The following is a 19,190-nucleotide window of genomic DNA, read 5'->3' as shown; positions in this document are numbered from 1 at the left end:
AAGCGACTATTGAGACGCTTCTGCGTCCTGATACCGGTGCCAGTGATGCCTATGTCGCTCTTGGCATTGGTCAGAAGAGCGAACTCATCGGTCGCACGACCAATGAGGCTCCGTATCACTTCGGTGACGCGGCAGGCTCCGGGCCGGACACTGTGTATGCCCGCTATCTGGCGGTTTACAAAGTGGCCGATGACGGAACGGCCTTGGACAAGGCGATCTTCATCGGTGTGCTTGCCATGCACGACGATGGCCTCGCCAATGGCAGCGATCACGTTGCTGAGTTCTTCGAGGCGAACCGACTTTAATCTAACTGGCATCGCCTGACGATGCTTTGGCGGCACCCTGCCTGAAGGCGGGGCGCCGCCATCCAACCTGAACCATCTCACTATAGGAAAAAACTGGCGAGGCCGGAGGTGACAGAACCCGGAGCCCTTTAAAAACACAATCACACACATACGACAATGAAGATATCCAACATCCTCGCGACACGCCATGCGCGTCGTCTCAATCAGAAAGGCCTCACGCTCATCGAGCTGCTGGTCGTTCTCGTCATCCTCATCGCCCTCGCCGGCATTCTCATCCCGCAGTTGCCGAACATGCTCGTGCGAGCTCATACAACGCAGTCGGCGACCAACATCCCCGAAGCCAACAAGCGCATCCAGGAGTTCGAGCAGATCTACTTCAAACAGCCAGCCAACTTTGACAATCTCGTCAATGGCACGGCGCTGGTTAACTACCTGCCCGGCACGACTGGCCTCACCGCCACAGCGCTGACGGCGGACACTCGTGCTGCTCTGTTCAATGCGGGCATCACCTCGTTGGCGGGTCTCTATGATACTTCAGCCAACCTCACGGCGGCGGACGGCACCCCCACCTTCAATCCGTATGATGCCACGGCTGACCTCAACCTCTCTGCGGGCACTCCCTCCGTTGCTTTCGCGGCGGAAGCGACTATTGAGACGCTTCTGCGTCCTGATACCGGTGCCAGTGATGCCTATGTCGCTCTTGGCATTGGTCAGAAGAGCGAACTCATCGGTCGCACGACCAATGAGGCTCCGTATCACTTCGGTGATGTCCCAAGCCTGGGGCCAGACGTTGTTTACACTCGCTTTGTAGCCATCTACAAAGTGGCCGATGACGGCACGGCCCTGGACAAGGCGATCTTCCTCGGCGTGCTTGCCTTGCACGAAGACGGCCTCGAGAACGCAAGCGGTCATGTTGGCGAGTTCTTCGAGACGAACCGACTCTAATCTGACACGCATCGTCTGACGATGCATTCGCGGCACCTCGCTGGAAGGCGGGGTGCCGCCATCTTCACCGCCCGGAAACGGGCGGAACTTTGTTTGAGAACCTTGATTCCATGTTTGTCACCTCCCTCCATTCCTGTCGTCGTGCATGCCTGAGACGCGGGCTCACGTTGATCGAACTGCTCGTCGTGCTGATGGTGCTCGTCGCCGTGGCGGGCATCGTGATCCCGAATGTGACGGACCTGCGCTTCGGCTTCGACGGGGACCGCAAGACGGCCTCGGAAATCGCCACGGAGAAGACCCTGATGGAGGTGCGCTCCGCCATCCTGGGTGCCGATGGCAAAAAAGGCCTGTGGCGCGACCTCGGCGAGCGGGACACACTTTTCCCGCGGACGATTGCCGAACTGTTTGTTTTACCAACGGACTTACCCGGCCCTCCGCTGAGTCCGCAGAGAATGATCTTACCAGATAGTTTGAAGATCTTTGACCCGAACACAGGCCTCGGCTGGCGCGGACCGTATGTCATGGATAGCGGCGCACGCCACGGCGTGACCAACATCTATGGCAACGTCAACGATCCGGCCATTCTCGACGGCTGGGGCCGCCCCATCGTCATCCAGGTGCCTGATGCGGAACGCATCCGTCTCGTCTCCGCCGGAGCGGACGGCATTCTCAGCACCCCGCCCGCCACCGCCATGCCCACGCTCGCCGCATGCGGGGATGACATCGTGCTTTTCCTCCGCACCGCCGACACGCGCCCATGAAAACGACTCTTCATCGCCCGGTCATCCACGCCAGCGGCCTCACGCTGCTGGAGCTGCTCGTCGTGCTCTCGATCCTCGCCGTGCTGTCCACGGTGGCGCTGACGTCCAGCAGCGGCATCGCTGATCAGGCCCGCTACGAGGCCACGCAGCGCACGCTGGAAAACATCCGCGAAGCCGTCCTCGGCCCCTCCAACCTCCGCGACACCGACGGCACGCTGCTTTACACCGGCTTTGTGGCGGACATGGGGCGGTTGCCAAGGGTGGAAGCAGATTTAACACTTGAGGAACTTTGGATTAATGATGGGCCTGCTGATGATGGGCTCGCCACGCTGGCACCTCACGCTGTTCGACAAGCCATCGCTGCCAATGTTGACGTTGCTGCTGAGTTGGACCCAGATGTCTATCTGGCGACAGGCTGGCGCGGCCCCTACTTGCGCCTTTCGCCTGGCAACACCAATGTCCGCGATGGCTGGGGGGCTCAGTTTATCTTGAGGACACAAGTGCCAGCCGCTGTCGCGGCGGCAGGCGATCCCATCGGCCAAGTTCATTCGTTTGGAGCGAATGGAGCCGAGGATGCCTTGGATGATGGCTATGACTTGGATGTCTCCAGCGTGTTTACGACCGCTGAAACGGCGGCGAGCACAACCATCACGGTTGAACTCCAAAAAGCGGATGGTTCACCGCCTGACATGCCGGTTCCAGCCGATGAAATCATCGTGAGGCTATTCGCTCCCGATCCTGACACGGGTTTGATTGCAGTGACCCGCCTGGATGATCCCTTCAGTGCAAACTCGCTCATGTTTGATTTCACTACGACTCCAGGGGCGCGTGTTGTGCGTGCCTACTACGACACGTCCAACGACGGCTCCATCCAAAGCAGTTCAGCCGTCACGCATCTAAATCTCCGCCACGGCGGCAACACGCGGACCATCATTCTAACTGTCCCATGACCCGCACCCTGCTGCTCATCACTCCGGGTTTCGTGGCACGCGGCGATTTTGACGCGCGGGGGCGCTTGGTGGCGTTCGGGCGGGCGGCGGCTCCTCCGGGGGCGGCGGATGCGGGGTCTTTGACGCTGGCGGCGTTGGGATTGGTGAAATCGAAGGCGCGGAAGGTTTGGGTGCTGTCCACGGCGGCGGTCACAGCCATGGTCGAGGTCTCGGCGAACCGCCTGCAAGGCCTCAGCGAGCAGGAGCGCTTCACCGCGCTGGCCTTTGAGGCCGAGGCGCTGACGGGCGTGCCTGCGGGCAGCAGTTTGACGGTGGCCCGCCGACTGGGTGGCGACGGCGTGGCGGAGACCTGGTGGGTCACGCAGGTGAGTGAAAGGCTGCGCCAGGAGGTGGATGCGGAGTTGCTGCGCCACGGGGCGCAACTTGCGGGCCTGGCGCATCCTGGTGGGATGGTTTTGACGGGGGAAAACGCGGCGGGTAGGGATGTGCTGGAGGTTTGGGAGGATCTGCTGTTCCTGCGGCAGCGCCATCGCGGGGCGGCCATGCTGGACATCCTGCCGGCGGAGCTTTCCGGCGGCCTGGACACGCTGCTGGCGCGTTTTCCATCGCCAGAAGCCGAGGCTGGCAAACTTCCGCGCGAGGTGTGGACGACACGCGGCGGTTTAAACGCCAGCGCGGCCACGGTGCGCAGCCTGCAAGACGCGGAAACGCTGCAAGGCTGGTTCAGCGGTTGGTTGAGCGCCTTGGATCAGTCCCCGGAGCCGCTGCCGGTGCTGCATCCACCGGCACGGCCGATGAGCACCGCCCGCCGCGTGCTGCTGTGTGCTTTCGCGACTGGTCTGGCGCTGCTTTTGTGCGCCGGGAACTGGTGGTGGACGGAACTCCAGCTCAACGCCGCGCAAAGCGACGCGAAGAAACTCTCCGAAGCCGGAAACCTCAGAAGCGAGGTGCAAAAAGTGTCCCAAGAGCTGCAAAAAGCCCGCACGGACCACGAGGCGGACATGACGAGGCACAGCCAGACCTTGCGCGGCTTCGGCGCGATGCTGGAGGCGCTGGCGCTGGAAAAGCCGGGTGGCGTGCTCGTGCGGGCGATGAGCGCTCCGGCCAATGTCACCCAGCCCGCGCCGGGCAAGCCGCCGGTGATGGAGACGACGCTCACCGGCTGGTGCGCGGAGGAAAATCTCGCTGCGCAGTTCTCCCAAAAAGTCGGCGCACGTCTGCAACCGCTCGGCTGGACCGTGCAGCCCGCCCGCACCCAGGCGCAGCTCGCCGGGAGCACGCCGGTGTGGAGCTTTGAAATCCACCTGCGCATGGAAGCCACGCCCCCCGCCGCCAAACCATGAAGCCGCCCAAACGCCCTCCTCTCAGCGCCCGTGATCGTCTGCTACTGCTGGTTCTCCCCGGTGCGCTGGTGCTCATGATTTACGCCGTGTTCATCAATCCCGGCCACAACTCCGCCTTGTCCAAGGCGAGAACACAGCTCGAGCAGGCGCGGAAACAAGCCGGCAGCGGTGTGGCCAGCACGGCGGCGCTTTCTGCCGATCTCACCCGACTGAAACAGGATCTGGAAAAGGTGAAGCGCGAGTCCGAAGCGCTGAAGCAGGGCGGAGATACTCTGCAACGCGCCAAATCCGTCACTCAGGTGGGTGATCTGCTGCGCAAACACGGCCTCGTCGTGGTGGAGGAGGGGCCGGCCGGGGCGGCAGGTGCCATTGCGCCCGCCAATCGTCGCGGAGCCGCGCCCAATGCCACCAGTAGCCCGGTGTGGGCCATTCGTTTTCTTGGCACTTGGCCGGGCGTGCAGGCCACCCTGCAAGCCATGCCTGAGGTGGCAGATCTCACCTGCTTTCCGCTTGGCCTGACCATGCAGGAGTCCGCGCAGGGAAACTCGGTTCACGAATGGACGCTCCACCTCCGCCTTTGAATCCGATGAACCCTGCGCCCGCCCAGATCCTGCCCTTGGAGACACTGCTTTCGCGTTGTCTCGATCTCGGTGCGTCGGATCTGCACATCGCCAGCGGGGAGCCGCCGTATTTTCGCGTGCAGGGGGTGCTGGCGGCGGATGCGGAGTTTCTGCCCATCACGCATGAGCAGGTGACGGCCTGGGTGCGCGAGATCACAGGCGTGGCGGCGGACGCGCCGCTCGTGCGCGCCTGCGGCTCCTACGACGGTGCCCTGACCAGCGCCCGTGGCGTGCGCTTCCGTTTGAACGTGTATCAGCGCCAGGGGCTGCTGAACATCGCGCTGCGACGGCTGGATGATCAATTCCGCCCGCTGAAGGAACTCGGCCTGCCGGAATCCCTGCACCAACTCTGCCGCCAGCAGCATGGGCTGGTGGTCATCGCCGGGCCCACCGGTTCCGGCAAGACGACGACGCTGGCCACGCTGCTGGATCAAATCAATCGCCACCGCCGCTGCCACATCATCACCATCGAAGATCCGGTGGAGTATGTGCATGTGTCCAAGCTGGCGCTCGTGAACCAGCGGCAGCTCGGCATCGACACGCCGAGCTTCAATGACGCGCTGGTTTCCGCCATGCGGCAGGACCCGGATGTGATCCTCGTGGGAGAAATCCGTGATCTGAACACCATCCGCACCGCCATCACCGCCGCCGAGACGGGGCACCTCGTCTTCACCACCGTGCATGCGGGCGATTGTGTGGGTGCGGTCGAGCGCATGGTGGCCGTGTTTCCCGCCGGTGAGCAGGATGGCATCCGGCGGCAGCTCGCGCTCGTGCTCCGAGCCGTGGTGGCGCAGCACCTCCTCGTGGCGGACGGCCCGGCGGCACGCCAGCAGGCGGACGGCATCAACACACGCGGACGACGCGTGCTGGCGGCGGAGGTGCTGACGGTCACAGGTGCGGTGGCGAATCTCGTCGCCAGCGGGAAGAGCAATCTCATTTACTCCGCCATGGAATCCGGCGGCCAGCAGGGCATGCAGACGATGGAGCAGAGCCTCGCGGAGCTGTTTGTGCGCGGAGAAATCAGCGAGCAGAGCGTGAACGCCCTCTCACGCCATCCCGGCCAGGTCTTTGAACGTGCCGCACGTTTCCGCCAGCGTGCCGCCAACCCGGTGAAATCATGATCGCCGCGCCCGCCAGACCTGCCGCTGCTCCAGCCGCCACGCTGCTGGATCTCGATGCCGTGCGCATTGATGCCGTGCAGGCGCTGCGGCTGCCGTCGTCCATCGCGCTGCGGCGTCGGCTGCTGCCCTTCGCGGTGCATGAGGGCTGCGTGTGGCTGGCCTGCCAGATCGCGGAGGATGAGGCTTCGCTGCGCACCTTGCAGCGCTACTTTGATCATCCGATTCGGGCGGTGCAGGCCGAGCCAGCCTCGCTGGGGCGTGCGCTGGACCGCCAGTATCGTGAATCTTCGCAGGGCGGTGCCGGAGCGCTGGCCCGCTACACAGAACGCGGTCAAACCATCGCCGCGACCAGCGGTGACGAGGTGGAGGCCGATGCACGCCAGCTCGCCAATGACATCCTTCGTGCCGCGATGCTGCGCCAGGCCTCGGACATTCATTTTGATCCAAGTGAAAAGGAGCTGCGCGTGCGCCTGCGCGTAGATGGCGCTTTGGAAGATGCCTTCCGCCTTCCGATGAGCCTCCATGCAGCGCTGCTGAACCGCTTCAAGATCATCGCGGGCCTCAACATCGCCGAAAAGCGCTCGCCGCAGGATGGCTCCTTCCGTCACAGCGACGGCGGCGCACGCGGCCAGGTGGTGGACGTGCGCGTGGCCACGCTGCCTGCCCGTCATGGCGAGCGCATGACGCTGCGCCTCATGGCTGTGGACAGCAGCCGCTTCTCTCTCGGAGCGCTCGGCATGAGCGAGGCGCATCATGCCATGTTCAGCTCCGCCATCAGCAAGCCGCACGGCCTCATCCTGCTCACCGGCCCGACCGGTTCCGGCAAAACGACCACGCTTTACGCCGCCATTCGCGAGCTGATCGCCGCCGAGGCGCTCAATGTCATCACCGTCGAAGATCCGGTGGAAAATGAGATTCCAGGCATCGTGCAAGTCGAAGTTGACAGCGCGGACAAGGTCAGCTTTTCCAGCGCTCTGCGTAGCTTGTTGCGGCATGACCCCGATGTCGTGATGATCGGCGAAATCCGCGACCGCGAGACGGCGGACATCGCTATCAAAGCCGCTTTGACGGGGCATCTGGTCTTTTCCACGCTGCACACCAATTCCGCCGCCGGTGCCGTCGTGCGTCTGGCTGAAATGGGCGTGGAGCGCTTCCTCATCGCCTCCACGTTGCGGCTTGCCGTGGCGCAGCGGTTGGTGCGGAAATGTTGTTCCCGCTGCATCACGCCGGAGCCGTTGCGGCCTGAGGACATCGCCTTTCTCGCGGCACCACAGCTCGCTGGAACCTCGCATTTTAGGCCCCAAGGCTGCCTGTACTGTGCTGGACGTGGTTATGCGGGCCGCGTGGGTTTGTTTGAGATGCTGCCGATTGATGAGGAGTGGTCCCAGCTCATCACCGAAGGCGCTGGTGAGGCGCAAATGACCGAGCGCATGCGTCTGCGCGGCCTGCCGCTGCTGGTGCAGGACGCGGCGGAGAAGCTCAGCGCAGGAGTGGTCACACTGGAGGACGTGCGTGGCGCGGTGACGGTCTGGTAACTCGCTTTTTCTGAATCATGCCCGCCTTCACCTACACCGTCCGCGATGCCTCCGGCGCCCGCCTTCAGGGCGAGCTGGAGTCCTCGTCCAGCTCCGCCGCCGCGGCGGAACTGCGCACGCGCGGCTGGCTGGTGCTCGGTATTGAGGAAAACACCAGCCGGAGCGGCAGCACGGCCTTCTCGCTGAGTCCCTCGTCATGGTTGTGGATTCGCTCGCTCGACATTGAGGTGAGCCTTTACCAGCTCTCCACGCTGCTGCGCAGTGGTTTGACGCTGCTGAGCGCCCTGCGCCTGATCGCCGAGCAGGCCGAGCGCGGCCGCCTGCGCCGCGTGTGGGAGCAGGTCATCATCGATATCGAAAACGGCGCTTCGCTGGCCGATGCCATCGCACGTCATGCCTGCTTCAGCCGCATCGTCGTGCAACTCGTGAGCGTGGGCGAGCAGACCGGCCACCTCGCACCCGTGCTGGAGCGTGCCGCAGCAGCATTGGAGAAAAAGCGCACGCTGCGTTCTGGGCTGATCACGACGCTGATGTATCCCGCCATCGTGTTCCTCGTGGCCATGGGGCTGGCGGTTTTCATGATCATCAGCGTGCTGCCGAAGATGCAGGTCTTTCTGCGTGCGCTGGGCAAAAAACTGCCGCCGATGACGCAGCGGCTCGTCGATCTCGGCGAGTGGACGCAGATGCACGGCCTCACGGCGGTGATTGGCGTCGTCACTCTGCTGTTTGCGCTGGTCCTGGTGTTTTTCTGGCCGCCGGGGCGTGCGCTGATCGACCGCGCCGCGCTGCGCCTGCCGCTGCTGGGCAAAGCGCTGCGCACGGGAGGCACAGCCTTGTTTGCTAGCAGCTTTTCCGTGCTGCTGACCAGCGGCGTCACCATCCTCGAAGGGCTGCGCGTGTGTGAAAACCTCATCGGCAACCGCCGGCTCTCCGCCATCATCGGCGCGGCGCGTGAGCGCGTCCTGCAAGGCGAGCCGCTGGGCCGCCATCTGGAGCAGGCTCACGGCTTCATGCCCATGCTGCCACGCATGATCACCGTGGGCGAGTCCTCCGGCACGCTGGACAATGTGCTCGACGAGGTGGCGCGTTTTCATGAGGCGCAGCTTGAGCGCATCATCCGCCGTCTCACCGCGCTGATCGAGCCTGCGGTCATCATCATCGTCGGCAGCGTTGTCGGGTATGTGTACCTCTCGTTTTTCATGGCCCTCTTCGCCGCCTCCGGCCCCGGCAACAACATCCGCTGAACCTTTCCCATGCCTATGAAACACCTCCTCACTCTCATGCTGCTGCTGGCGCTGAACGCCGCCGCGCAGTCACCGCCGGAGCCGCCCAAGCCGCCGGTCGATCCCACCGTGCCGGATGCGGCCTTGCAGCAGCTCCTCATGGCGGGCGCGGGCGGCCAGCAGAACAGCAAAGCCCTGCCCACCATCCTCATGCGCGGCAAGATCATCAATCAAACCGGCCAGGGACTCGTCATCATCGAGGTGAACAAGCAAATCCTCGCGCTCAAGCAGGGCGGTGCGCTCAGTCTTTCCGGCGAATTCAGCCACCTCAGCCTCCAACTCACCGAGTTGAACAAAGAAAGCGCCACCATCGAGGTGCTGCCGCTCAAACAAACCCTCCGCCTGCAATGAAACGCCTTCTTTTTCTCCTGCTCTCCCTCCTTGCCATCAACGTGCAGGCACAGACCGCACGCATGGAGGTCATCGACCTGCGCCAGGTGCCGCTTTCCGATGCCGCACGCATCCTTTCCGAGGCTGGCGGGCTGAACGTCGTCAGTTCGGTCGAGGCCGGGAAAACCATCGTGAGCCTCTATCTCACGCAAGTGCAGGCCCGCGATGCCGTGGAGGCGCTGTGCCGCTCCCACAACCTGTGGTTCCGCGAGGATGACAAAAGCGGCATCATCCGCATCCACACGCCTGAGGAGTTCAAACGTGATCTCGGCAGCTTCCAGGAAGAGTTGACGGAGGTCTTCGACCTGCGTTTCCCGAACGCGAACGATGTGGGCCGTGCCATCCAGGACCTCTATGGCTCTCGGGTGCGCATGAACCAGAGCAACTTCATGCAGGACTTCCAGGCCACCATGGAACTGCAGCAGCGCTTCCAGCGCTTCGACATCGTCGATGGCCGCAGTCAGAATCTGGGAGTCACGGGGCAGGGGAACAACGCCGCAGGCGGGCAAGGCGGCGGTTTTGGAGGGGGCTTTGGCGGCGGGCGTGGTGGACTCGGAATGGGTGGACTTGGAATGGGTGGACTTGGAATGGGTGGACTTGGAATGGGAGGCGGTTTGGGAGGTTTCCAAAACTTCGGCAACAACAATGCGAACAACAACCAGCCCATCCAACCGCAGCGCGTGGAAAACCTCACGGCGGAGGAGATTCAAACCCTCGAAGACCGTGCCGACACCGCCGAGAAGCTGCTCGACGACCGCGTGAACATATTCGTCACCGTCATTCAGCGGCTGAACAAGGTCATCGTCCGCACCGGCGACAGCCGCGCGATGGCGCAGATTAAAGAACTCATCACCAGCGTGGATGTGCCGACGCAGACCGTGCTGCTCGAAGTGAAAATCCTCCGTGTCCGCATGGATCAGGGCTACCGCAGCGCTGTCGATTACCTTTTCGACAACGGGCGCTTCCAAGCCGGTTTTGGTGCCAATCCAGCGCAGGCAGGCGATTTGAGCTTCCGCTTTGCCAGCAACAACTTTAGCGCCCGCATCCAGGTGCTGGAGCAGAAGGGGCAGGTGCGTGTCGTCTCCACCCCCACGCTCCTCATTGCCAACAACGAAGTCAGCCGTCTCTTCATCGGGGAAGAGCGCCCTCTGAACCGCAGCTTCAATGGCGGCGCGGTCATTCCAGGGGCCATCAACAACGTCGTCACCCAGGGCAGCACCGACATCGAGTTCCGTCCCGTCGGCACCACACTGCTCATCACGCCAAACATCAACTCGGACAAGACCGTCACCCTCCGTCTGCTCCAGGAAAACTCCAACATCACCACCAATGGCGCCACGGTGCTCGTCCCCAACAACAATGGCTTCCAGCGTCAGGCCGTGGACACCGTGCAATCACGCACCGTCAGTGGCACGGTGGTGGCCAGGCACCAGGTGCCAGTTGTCATCGGCGGCCTGATCGACACCAATTTCACCGACACCCGGTCCCAAGTGCCCCTCCTTGGCAACATCCCGCTCCTCGGAGCTCTTTTTCGCCGCGTGGACGACACCAAATCTCGCGAGGAACTCGTTCTCATGATCAATCCCCAACTCGTCGATCCCAGAGAAGGCGGCGCTGCGGCCTCGAAGCAACTGCTGGACGACAATGACGTGAAAGGCATCGAAACCCTGGCCACCGAGCAGCACATCCACGACCGGCTGCGCGATCATCTGCCCGCGCCACAAGCGCCCAAGGCGCTTCCGGTGGAAGGTGCCGCCCCGGCAAAGCCTGCCAAACGCAGCCTGATCGACTGGTTCCGCCGTAACAAGCCGGCTCCCTGATTGCTAAATCAAATGGTTTGAAGTTGTAAAGCGGTTGCATTAAGCCGGCAACCCGATGAAAAAACATGCCCGGTCTCCATTCGCACGACTTTGTCTCCTGACGGTCGCCTTTGGCTTTTCAGCCGTCTCTGCATCCGCACAGCAGCGCCATGATCCGGCGCACAATCACGAGCATGAGGTGATCACACTGGATGAGATCGTGATCTCCGCCCCGCTGGACCGCCCGCTGCATCAGCAGGCCCAGGCGGCTTCGATCATGACGGCGGAGCAGCTCAATCTGGCGCTCGAACCTTCGCTGGGACAGACATTGGCGCGCATGCCAGGGGTGAGCAGTTCGTTCTTCGGCCCGGCGGCGAGCCGTCCGGTGATCCGCGGCCTTGAGGGTGATCGCGTGCGCATTCTGCAAAACGGGCTGAACACCACGGACGTTTCTGCGGCGAGCTTTGACCACGCGTTGAGCTTTGATCCGTCGAATTTGAAGTCGGTGGAGGTGATTCGCGGCCCGGCGACGCTTCTCTACGGATCAGGAGCCATCGGCGGCATCGTGAATGCGATCGACGGCCGTATCGTGGACGAAAAACTCGATGGCACGATCCGAGGCTCGATGGGCGGGAGGTTTTCCAGTGTGGACCAGGGCTACCAGACGAACATGATGCTGGAAGGCGGCTGGAAGGGACTGGCCTTTCATGTGGAGGCGTTCACGCGGGCGGCGGAGGACTTCCGCATCCCCGGAAACACCCGCACGGTGGGCGAGCAGGAGCGCAATCCGCCCGCTTTCGATCAAAGCGGCATCGCACTGAACTCACGGCTGCGCAACGAGGGCTTCTCCGCCGGACTGAGCTATGTTTGGGACGAAGGCTTCGTGGGTTTTTCGTGGACGGAGTTTCACAACATCTACGGATCACCGGCGGAGGAGACGGTGTTCATCGACCTCTACCAGACGCGGCTGGATGTGCGCGGCGCTTTTTACAAGCCGCTGCCCTTGATCAAGGAAATCGACTGGCGTTTCGCATGGTCGGACTACGAGCACACGGAGTATGAAGACGGGGCGGACAACACAGCCTTCAAAAACGAGGGCTACGATTTCCGCCTGGAGGTGAAGCATGAAAAAATCGCCGGGATGGAGGGCGTGGTGGGATTCCAATCGGAGCGCAGCGACTTCTTCGTGGCCGGCGCGGAGGCCTACCTCCCGCCTTCGGTGACGGAATCGAACTCGCTGTTCTTTTTTGAGGACATCACGAAAGGCCGGCTGAGTTTTCAATTCGGCGGCCGCTACGATCACATCGAGACACGCTCGCGAAACAACGGCGTCTTCGGCCCGCCCCGCCAGCGCAGCTTTGACAACATGAGCGGCTCCGCGGGCGTGGTCTTCAATATGAACGAGGAATACTCCAGCGCCTTCACCATCACCTATTCCGAACGCGCCCCGACGGCGCAGGAGTTGTTCTCGAACGGAAATCATGCGGCGACCAACACGTTTGAAGTAGGGGATTTCGGCCTGGGCGTGGAAAAATCGGTGAGCTTCGATTTAAACCTGCGCAAGCGCACCGGCTGGGTCACCGGCAGCGTCGGCGGTTACTACAGCCGCTACGACGGCTTTATCGGCCTGTTTCCCGCCGGATTCATGGTAGATACGGATGCTGATCTGATCCCTGACACGCCGCAGTTCAATTACCGTTCCGTGGGAGCGGAGTTCATCGGCGGAGAACTCGAAACCACATTGCACCTGCTGCATCCAGTGAAAGGAGATAACGACAATCCCTCCACGAACCTCCATCTGGAGTTCAAGGCGGACGTCGTCCGTGCCCGCGATGCCAGCACAGGCCTGTCCCTGCCGCGCATCCCGCCTTTTCATCTGACGAGCGCTCTCATTCTGGAGCACGGGCGCTTCGGGGCGCGGCTTGAAGGCATTTATGCCGCGCCACAGCACCGGCTCGCCGCGAATGAGTTCGGCACACCGAGTTATTTCCTGGTGAACCTCTCCCTCACATACCGCCTGCTCCAGGGCGCAAACACCCTCGACCTGTATGTGAAAGGCATGAACCTCACAGACGAGGTGGCACGAGAGCACACCTCGTTCCTCAAAGAAAGACTGCCTCTCCCCGGACGCGGCCTCGTGGCCGGCCTCAAATGGAGCTTTTGAGGGCAGCAGTGGACAAAGCAGGTCATGTGGCGTCAGATTCCCGTCCTTTTCTCAAATTTGAGCCTCTGAAGCGATCTTTTGGCCAAATTTAAGATAATTGTCATAACAAAGTCTTGATCGGGTGAGATAATAACTGTAATTTCAGTCAATTATCCGAACCAATCAAAATGAGTGCTTCAAACGCCAACCTTCTCAACAACGGGCCTGTTTTCCAGCCTCTGGAAGCCAGGCGCGCTTGGCGGGAGAAAGAACAGGTTTCGCCTCACTTTTGGGTTTTGGTCAGCGTTTTGGGGGATCTGATCATGGCGGTGCTGGCCGCCTACACGGCCTACTGGCTGCGCTTTCACACAGCCTTGCGTGACATTGGGAATTTCGACGAGATGACGTTCCGCCAGTACAGCGGGCACATGGCGCTGGGCAGCCTCACGCTGGTGCTCGTCATGGGCTGGCAGGGCATTTATCATCAAAATGTGCTGCTGCGGAGCCGCTGGGTGTCCTCCAAGATCGCGAAGGGCATCCTGATCTGGACGGCTGGATTTCTTGCCATCACGCTGGCCTTAAAGCTGCAGCCCCCGATCTCCCGCGTGTATGTGCTGCTGAACGGCGCCACCGCCCTGCTGCTCGTCCTCGGATGGCGTTCCGTCTTTTTGAGCTGCCTGCGCGCCCCGGGCCGCATCGAGTCCTTGCAGCAGCGTGCCTTGTTTGTGGGCTGGAATACGGAGGCAAGGAGCCTCTGGAAGACTTTGAAGCGCGACCAGGCATGCGCCTATGACATCCTCGGCTGGGTGAACACCGGGGGAGATGAAGACAGTCATCCTCACGATGAAAATCTGCCCTGCCTGGGCGATCTGCATGAGGTCGAGCGCCTCGTCTCGACTCACGCGGTGGACATGGTCATGGTGGCCGATCTGCACGGTCCCCGCGAGCAGATGATCTCCCTCGCGAACCTCTGCGAGCGCGAGATGATCCAGTTCAAGGTCATCCCGTCCTGCTTCCGCATCTTCGTCTCCGGTCTGACGCTCGAGACCATCGCCGGCACGCCGGTGCTCGGCGTCACACGGCTGCCACTGGATGACACGCTCAATGTGCTTGCCAAGCGCGCCCTCGATCTCACCGGAGCCGTGGTCGGCCTCATCCTGAGCGCCCCGATCATCGCCCTCTTCAGCGCCATCGTGTGGCTGGAGTCGCGCGGACCGGTCTTTTACCGCCAGCGCCGCTGGGGCGTGAACGGCGTGCCCTTCGACATCATCAAAATCCGCTCCATGCGCCTCGACGCCGAAAAGGCCACCGGCGCGCAGTGGTGCGTGAAGGACGACCCGCGCCGCCTGCGCGTCGGCGCCTTCATGCGCAGGTGGAACATCGACGAGTTGCCCCAGTTCTGGAACGTGCTGAAGGGCGAGATGAGCCTCGTCGGCCCGCGCCCCGAGCGCCCCGAGCTCATCGCCGGCTTCAAGCACCAGATCCCGCACTACAACGCACGCCATCATGCGAAACCCGGCATGACCGGCTGGGCGCAGATCAACGGCCTGCGCGGCGACACCGACCTCGGGGAGCGCATCCAGTGCGACCTCTGGTATCTGGAGAACTGGAGCCTCTGGCTCGACCTCCAGATCATGCTGCTGACCTTCTTCAAGCGCGACAACGCCTACTGACACGGCTCCCCGCATGCCCCTCTTCACCGTCTATACCCCCACCTACAACCGCGCTCACACGCTGCACCGCGTGTTTGAGAGCCTGCAGGCGCAGACCTTTCGCGACTTCGAGTGGCTCGTCATCGACGACGGCTCCACCGACGGCACGGCGGAGCTGATGGCGCGTTATCAAGCCGAGGCAGGTTTCTCCGTGCGTTATTTGCAGGAGCCGCACCGCGGCGCGCACCATGCGCACAATCTTTCCCTGCGCGAATCACGCGGCACGTTCTGGATCAAGCTCGACTCCGACGACAGTTGCGTCCCGGAAACCCTGGAACGCTTCCATCATCACTGGCAAAGCATCCCGGAGGAGCGGCGCGAGCACTTCTCCGGCGTCACCGGACTCTGCCAGGATCAAAACGGCACGCTCGTCGGATCGCGCTTCCCCGCCGATCCGCTCGACTGCACCGCCGCCGAGCTGGAATACCGCCACAAGGTTTATGGCGAGCACTGGGGCTTTCTGCGCCTCGACGTCCTGCGCCAGTTCCCCTACCCCGTGGACGTTCCCGGTCACTTCATACCCGAGTCCTTCATCTGGTGCCAGGTCTCGCAGCGCTACCAGACCCGCCACATCAACGAGGTGCTGCGTGTTTACTGGACGGACGCCCCGTCCCTCGTCCATGGCCGCTCCGACCCGCGCACGAACGCCGCCGGCCACCGCCTCATGTTCAAAATGGTGCTCGACCTCGAAAGCGGATGGTTTTTCACCGCGCCGCTGCGCCTGTTCCGCGCCGCCGTCCAGTACAGCCGTTTCGCCTGGCTCAGCGGCACCGGCGCGATGAAGCAGTTCAAAGAATTGCACTCCGCGGGCGGACGCCTGCTCTGGCTGCTCGCCCTTCCCGGCGGCTGGAGCCTCTGGCTGCGCGACTGCGCCCAGTTTCCCCTGCCCTGAGCCCGGAGGGCAAACTTGCCTGGCTTCGCCATCCCTTCGGGCAGCCTGCGGCTGGCTATCTTCGCTTCGCTCCGGTTCCGCGTTTGCCCACGTGGGCAGGACCGAAGGGAGCGCGGACGCCCTCGTCCGCTTCTGGGGATGCCAAACCTCCGCGTTTGCCGACCAGCCCCTCAGGAGTGGCGACGATTCATCGCCCCCATCCAAAGCAAAGCCGACGACTCGTCGGCTCTCCTCTTCTCCAAGTCTCCCTTTCTGATTGTCTCATCGTCTTCCCGCTCACCTCCGCAGCGCGTTGAGCAGCTCATCCAGCTTGCTGGCGATCGCCTGTAACCTTCCGCTCCGGATGCGGAAGAATGCCCTTGGACCCGCTTTGCGTGGTCTGATTCCCACCCGCCATGAAGACGTTCCCCCTCCTGCCTTGTTTTCCGCACATGCCTGCCACGTCTGCGTTGCTGCGAGGTGCTGCGGCAGTGTCTGGCGTTGATTGCCGGCCTCAGCCTGTCCCAGTGCGCTCACTCCGAAAGGAAGCCCGTCGCCGAAAAGGCGGCGCCACGGGACGAATGGTACATCGCCTCCAAAGACCCGCTTACCTACTGCCCCAAGGGCCGCGTGCTGCCTGCCGACAAATCCTCGGAATTGTCCACCTTTGTGTATCTCGCTGACCGTCGCACACGCTTCTACATCCCACCGCAGTCCGGTGCGCATCTGCGCCAAGCATTGCAATTGCGGCAGGAATCTCTGTCGGCGTCGCAGCGGGTTTTCGCCAGTTCCGAAAATACCGTGGAGTGGGTGGGCAGGCGCATCCTGCAGGTTTCCACCACCGCCGTGTTGGGGGCCTTTTGCGGAGCTGGGCAAGGCACCGGGGGTGGCCTCAATGAGCTCTTTGATGACATGTGGTCTTATTGAAACGCCGCCGCCATGAACACGCCCTTCCTCTCGTTGCTCGTCACGGCTTTGTTGCGCCTGTTCGCGGCCGTTCTTGCCTGCCTCAGCCTCTCCCATTGCGCCCATTCCGACCAGAAGCCCGTGACGGACAAAGCAGCACTCCGCACCGAATGATACCTCGCCTCCAAAGAGCCGCTCACCTACTGCCCCAAGGGCCGCGCACTGCCTGCCGGCCCTCAACTCCTGCGGGCCCGGAGATCCCGGCGGCCACGGCGCGGGGAGCGGGCTCGCTGCGGAGCCTAAGGCTGAATATTCCCCCCACACCCTCCCGGCAGGCGTATCCATGGCACGGCATTGTTTCCTGCCTGCCGCCCGCGCGCCCCCGTCTTGAAAACCGCCCTCACCCTGGTCTCCGCCCTCTCCTTCATCGGGTATGGAACGGCGTGCCTGGTATCCAGCCTTATGAGGCAGGAGTTTGTGCGCTATGGGCTGGGAGCGCAACGGGTGGGGGTGGGCCTGCTGCAGTGGGCGGCGGGGATGGGGCTGCTGGCGGGATTGTGGGTGCCATGGATGGGGCGGGCGGCAGCCTGCGGCCTGGCCCTGATGATGCTGGCGGCCGTGGGGGTGCGCGTCAAAATCAGGGACAGCGCCTGGCAAACCACGCCGGCGCTTTTCTACCTGGTGCTGAACGCGTATCTTTTCCTCGCGGACCCCTGAGGCCCGCCGACGCCTACAGAAACGCGATGGCGAGGCAAAGGGCGAGCACCGCGAGGGAGGGCAGTGCCTTGCTGAAAGGATCACGCACATTCAGGTGCATGACGAAGGCCCCTAGCATGAGCGTTCCCATGCCCAGCGCCGCCAGCCGGGCGAGGCCTGAAACCCAGATGGAGGCGAGCAAGGCCAGGGCGAGGCCCGCTTTGAGAAAGCCGACAAGGCAGAACACCGGGAAAGGCAGGCCGTAAACGGCGAACTCCTCGCGCATCGTTTTGGCGCTCCCGCCGCGATACGACGTCGCCTTGCCGGAGCGCAGGAGCCACACATTCAGAATGCCAAGCGCCACGATGAGTTTCAGAGCAAGGAGGAGGTAGTCCATGGGGAAAGGCGGAGGAGGAAAGACGTGCGCGTCGAGATTGCTCCACATCCTTCGAGACTGCAACCGAATCCCCGGTCGGCACCGCCGCCTTCTGAGCACGGCCCTGTTTTCCGCAGGTGTATTCCTGGATCCTTGCCGCCTGCAACGGCCTGAGCAGACCCGCCCGCGCTGCGGCGCATGCCAAGGGCGGGCACAGCCTATGAGGTGGTCTTATGTGCTGCGATTGAACCTGTCGTCGAACACACCTGCCTGCGCCAATCCCCCCCCTGGCGAACATCATCCTGGGCGGATCTCTGCGGAAGCACGGGAAAGGCCTGGGTAAAAGTCATGCATAAGGGTTAACTCAATTCATTCGCTAAAAGAACAACGTCCCTGCCGTAAACCCGAGGCCCGGTCTTACCTCACCCGCATTTGATCACTTGGTTAACCTCCCGCCCTTGCAAGAATCCGCTTCCAACCATCCCCGCCCTAAGCGCCTGAACTCCGTGGTGCGCCAGTTGATCGAGAGCCTGCAACGCAGCACGGACCCTGAGGTGCGCACAGCGGCTGACGAGATGTTGGCCCGCGTCGATACGCCCGTCATCCCCGCCGCCCATGCGGAGCAAGAGGCTGCATCTGCAACTGATTGAGACCTCCGCACGCCTGCGGACGGCCCTGCGGCGCATGCCACGGGCGGACAAAACCTTTCAAGCGATCGCAATTGAGCCTGACCAAATACCCCACTTTGAGTTGCACGATGGAGATCCGCGACGAATCCACCCTTTCTGAGATCCTAGCGCAACTGGACCGGTCGAAAATCGACCGCCCGGAAGAGGTGATCACCCGCGTGGTCGAGGCCCCTGACTTTGAGCTCAAGGACCATCGGATCCGCCTTGAGGCGAAGCGGCGCGAGGGCGGCGGCCGGGGGAGGATTCTGGCGAAAATGCCTTGGGGCGCGGCGCACGTGTATCAACTGATCACCGAGGACAGAGAGCTGGGCATCCACTTTGAAAACGCGTTTGGCAGGGGCATTGCCAGCTGCGCCCACCACCTCTTCCGGCTGAAAGGCGAAGGACGGCAGACGGGAACGATCCACTATTTTCCCAACACCTCTTTCATCTTCACGAACAAGGAGCCGTGCACCGGGCTCTTCCTGATCGAGTTCGAGGGGGAGCTGCTCGTTTTTTACCGTGCGAGCACCCTTGGCTTTCTAAGGCCGAAACACTATGCCGTGGTCACCACCGCGTCGGGAGAGCTGGTGGCGGTGATCGTCGAGGTGAACGGCTGGATCTGGGCCAACCGCTATCTGAAGCTCCACCGGCCCTGCCACGATGTATTCGTGGCCTTGCTGATGGCGACCTTTCACGGACTGGTTTTCCGGACCAGCAGCAGCCCATGAAATCCGAGTGGCTCGCGGTGGAAGCCCGGCGGCAC

20 protein-coding genes are annotated in these 19,190 nt (G+C 62.7%); 19 read left to right on the top strand and 1 reads right to left on the bottom strand.

Annotation, left to right across the window (positions count from 1 at the left end):
* The 17 genes from ACILSE_RS21355 to ACILSE_RS21275 form a co-directional block, all read left to right on the top strand.
* Positions 1-305 (top strand): hypothetical protein (locus ACILSE_RS21355; RefSeq protein WP_395719471.1); only part of this gene is annotated, 305 nt, incomplete at its 5' end.
* Between the two features lie 156 nt (positions 306-461).
* Entirely contained in the window at positions 462-1,250 is a 789-nt protein-coding gene (locus ACILSE_RS21350) for a type II secretion system protein (protein WP_395719470.1), read from the top strand.
* Between the two features lie 110 nt (positions 1,251-1,360).
* The gene (locus ACILSE_RS21345) at positions 1,361-2,011 is read left to right on the top strand and encodes a prepilin-type N-terminal cleavage/methylation domain-containing protein (protein ID WP_395719469.1); all 651 of its coding nucleotides are present in this window, start codon (positions 1,361-1,363) and stop codon (positions 2,009-2,011) included.
* Positions 2,008-2,961 (top strand): prepilin-type N-terminal cleavage/methylation domain-containing protein, encoded by a 954-nt coding sequence (locus ACILSE_RS21340; RefSeq protein WP_395719468.1) that lies wholly within the window; start codon positions 2,008-2,010, stop codon positions 2,959-2,961. The genes ACILSE_RS21345 and ACILSE_RS21340 overlap by 4 nt, the downstream gene beginning before the upstream one ends.
* A complete protein-coding gene (locus ACILSE_RS21335; protein WP_395719467.1) occupies positions 2,958-4,304 on the top strand; it encodes a hypothetical protein in 1,347 nt (448 codons plus the stop codon). Before ACILSE_RS21340 ends, ACILSE_RS21335 begins: the two co-directional genes overlap by 4 nt.
* Positions 4,301-4,885, top strand: coding sequence for a hypothetical protein (locus tag ACILSE_RS21330; protein ID WP_395719466.1), 585 nt, complete (start codon positions 4,301-4,303; stop codon positions 4,883-4,885). Before ACILSE_RS21335 ends, ACILSE_RS21330 begins: the two co-directional genes overlap by 4 nt.
* A gap of 5 nt (positions 4,886-4,890) precedes the next feature.
* Entirely contained in the window at positions 4,891-6,045 is a 1,155-nt protein-coding gene (locus ACILSE_RS21325; protein WP_395719465.1) for a type IV pilus twitching motility protein PilT, read from the top strand.
* Positions 6,042-7,580, top strand: coding sequence for a GspE/PulE family protein (locus ACILSE_RS21320; protein ID WP_395719464.1), 1,539 nt, complete (start codon positions 6,042-6,044; stop codon positions 7,578-7,580). Before ACILSE_RS21325 ends, ACILSE_RS21320 begins: the two co-directional genes overlap by 4 nt.
* Positions 7,581-7,597: 17 nt before the next feature.
* Positions 7,598-8,824, top strand: coding sequence for a type II secretion system F family protein (locus ACILSE_RS21315; RefSeq protein WP_395719463.1), 1,227 nt, complete (start codon positions 7,598-7,600; stop codon positions 8,822-8,824).
* A gap of 15 nt (positions 8,825-8,839) precedes the next feature.
* Positions 8,840-9,214: a hypothetical protein gene (locus tag ACILSE_RS21310; protein WP_395719462.1), complete on the top strand. Its 375-nt coding sequence runs from the start codon at positions 8,840-8,842 to the stop codon at positions 9,212-9,214.
* A complete protein-coding gene (locus ACILSE_RS21305) occupies positions 9,211-11,073 on the top strand; it encodes a type II secretion system protein GspD (protein ID WP_395719461.1) in 1,863 nt (620 codons plus the stop codon). The genes ACILSE_RS21310 and ACILSE_RS21305 overlap by 4 nt, the downstream gene beginning before the upstream one ends.
* A gap of 55 nt (positions 11,074-11,128) precedes the next feature.
* Complete coding sequence (locus ACILSE_RS21300; protein ID WP_395719460.1) at positions 11,129-13,216, top strand: TonB-dependent receptor; 2,088 nt, start codon at positions 11,129-11,131, stop codon at positions 13,214-13,216.
* Between the two features lie 302 nt (positions 13,217-13,518).
* Positions 13,519-14,868 carry an exopolysaccharide biosynthesis polyprenyl glycosylphosphotransferase gene (locus tag ACILSE_RS21295; RefSeq protein WP_395719459.1) on the top strand — a complete coding sequence of 450 codons (1,350 nt, stop codon included), beginning with the start codon at positions 13,519-13,521 and terminating at the stop codon, positions 14,866-14,868.
* A gap of 13 nt (positions 14,869-14,881) precedes the next feature.
* The gene (locus ACILSE_RS21290) at positions 14,882-15,799 is read left to right on the top strand and encodes a glycosyltransferase family 2 protein (protein ID WP_395719458.1); all 918 of its coding nucleotides are present in this window, start codon (positions 14,882-14,884) and stop codon (positions 15,797-15,799) included.
* A 480-nt stretch (positions 15,800-16,279) separates the two neighbouring features.
* Positions 16,280-16,705, top strand: coding sequence for a hypothetical protein (locus tag ACILSE_RS21285; protein WP_395719457.1), 426 nt, complete (start codon positions 16,280-16,282; stop codon positions 16,703-16,705).
* Between the two features lie 12 nt (positions 16,706-16,717).
* On the top strand, positions 16,718-16,858 hold the full coding sequence (locus ACILSE_RS21280; protein WP_395719456.1) for a hypothetical protein: 141 nt from the start codon (positions 16,718-16,720) through the stop codon (positions 16,856-16,858).
* A 213-nt stretch (positions 16,859-17,071) separates the two neighbouring features.
* Positions 17,072-17,401, top strand: coding sequence for a DoxX family protein (locus tag ACILSE_RS21275; RefSeq protein ID WP_395719455.1), 330 nt, complete (start codon positions 17,072-17,074; stop codon positions 17,399-17,401).
* A gap of 13 nt (positions 17,402-17,414) precedes the next feature.
* Here the strand turns inward: ACILSE_RS21275 and ACILSE_RS21270 are convergent, their stop codons facing one another.
* Positions 17,415-17,777, bottom strand: a complete 363-nt coding sequence (locus ACILSE_RS21270; RefSeq protein ID WP_395719454.1) for a DoxX family protein — start codon at positions 17,775-17,777, stop codon at positions 17,415-17,417.
* A 437-nt stretch (positions 17,778-18,214) separates the two neighbouring features.
* Here ACILSE_RS21270 and ACILSE_RS21265 point away from each other — a divergent pair, with 437 nt between their 5' ends.
* Together ACILSE_RS21265 and ACILSE_RS21260 are read left to right on the top strand one after the other, a co-directional pair.
* Positions 18,215-18,406, top strand: coding sequence for a hypothetical protein (locus tag ACILSE_RS21265; RefSeq protein WP_395719453.1), 192 nt, complete (start codon positions 18,215-18,217; stop codon positions 18,404-18,406).
* 107 nt (positions 18,407-18,513) lie between these two features.
* Positions 18,514-19,155 (top strand): hypothetical protein, encoded by a 642-nt coding sequence (locus ACILSE_RS21260; protein WP_395719452.1) that lies wholly within the window; start codon positions 18,514-18,516, stop codon positions 19,153-19,155.
* Positions 19,156-19,190: the final 35 nt, after the last annotated feature.

Source organism: Prosthecobacter sp., assembly GCF_044236155.1.
Lineage (GTDB): Bacteria > Verrucomicrobiota > Verrucomicrobiia > Verrucomicrobiales > Verrucomicrobiaceae > Prosthecobacter.
Note: the sequence above shows the minus strand (reverse complement) of the source record. Positions and strands in the feature narration are given on the sequence as shown.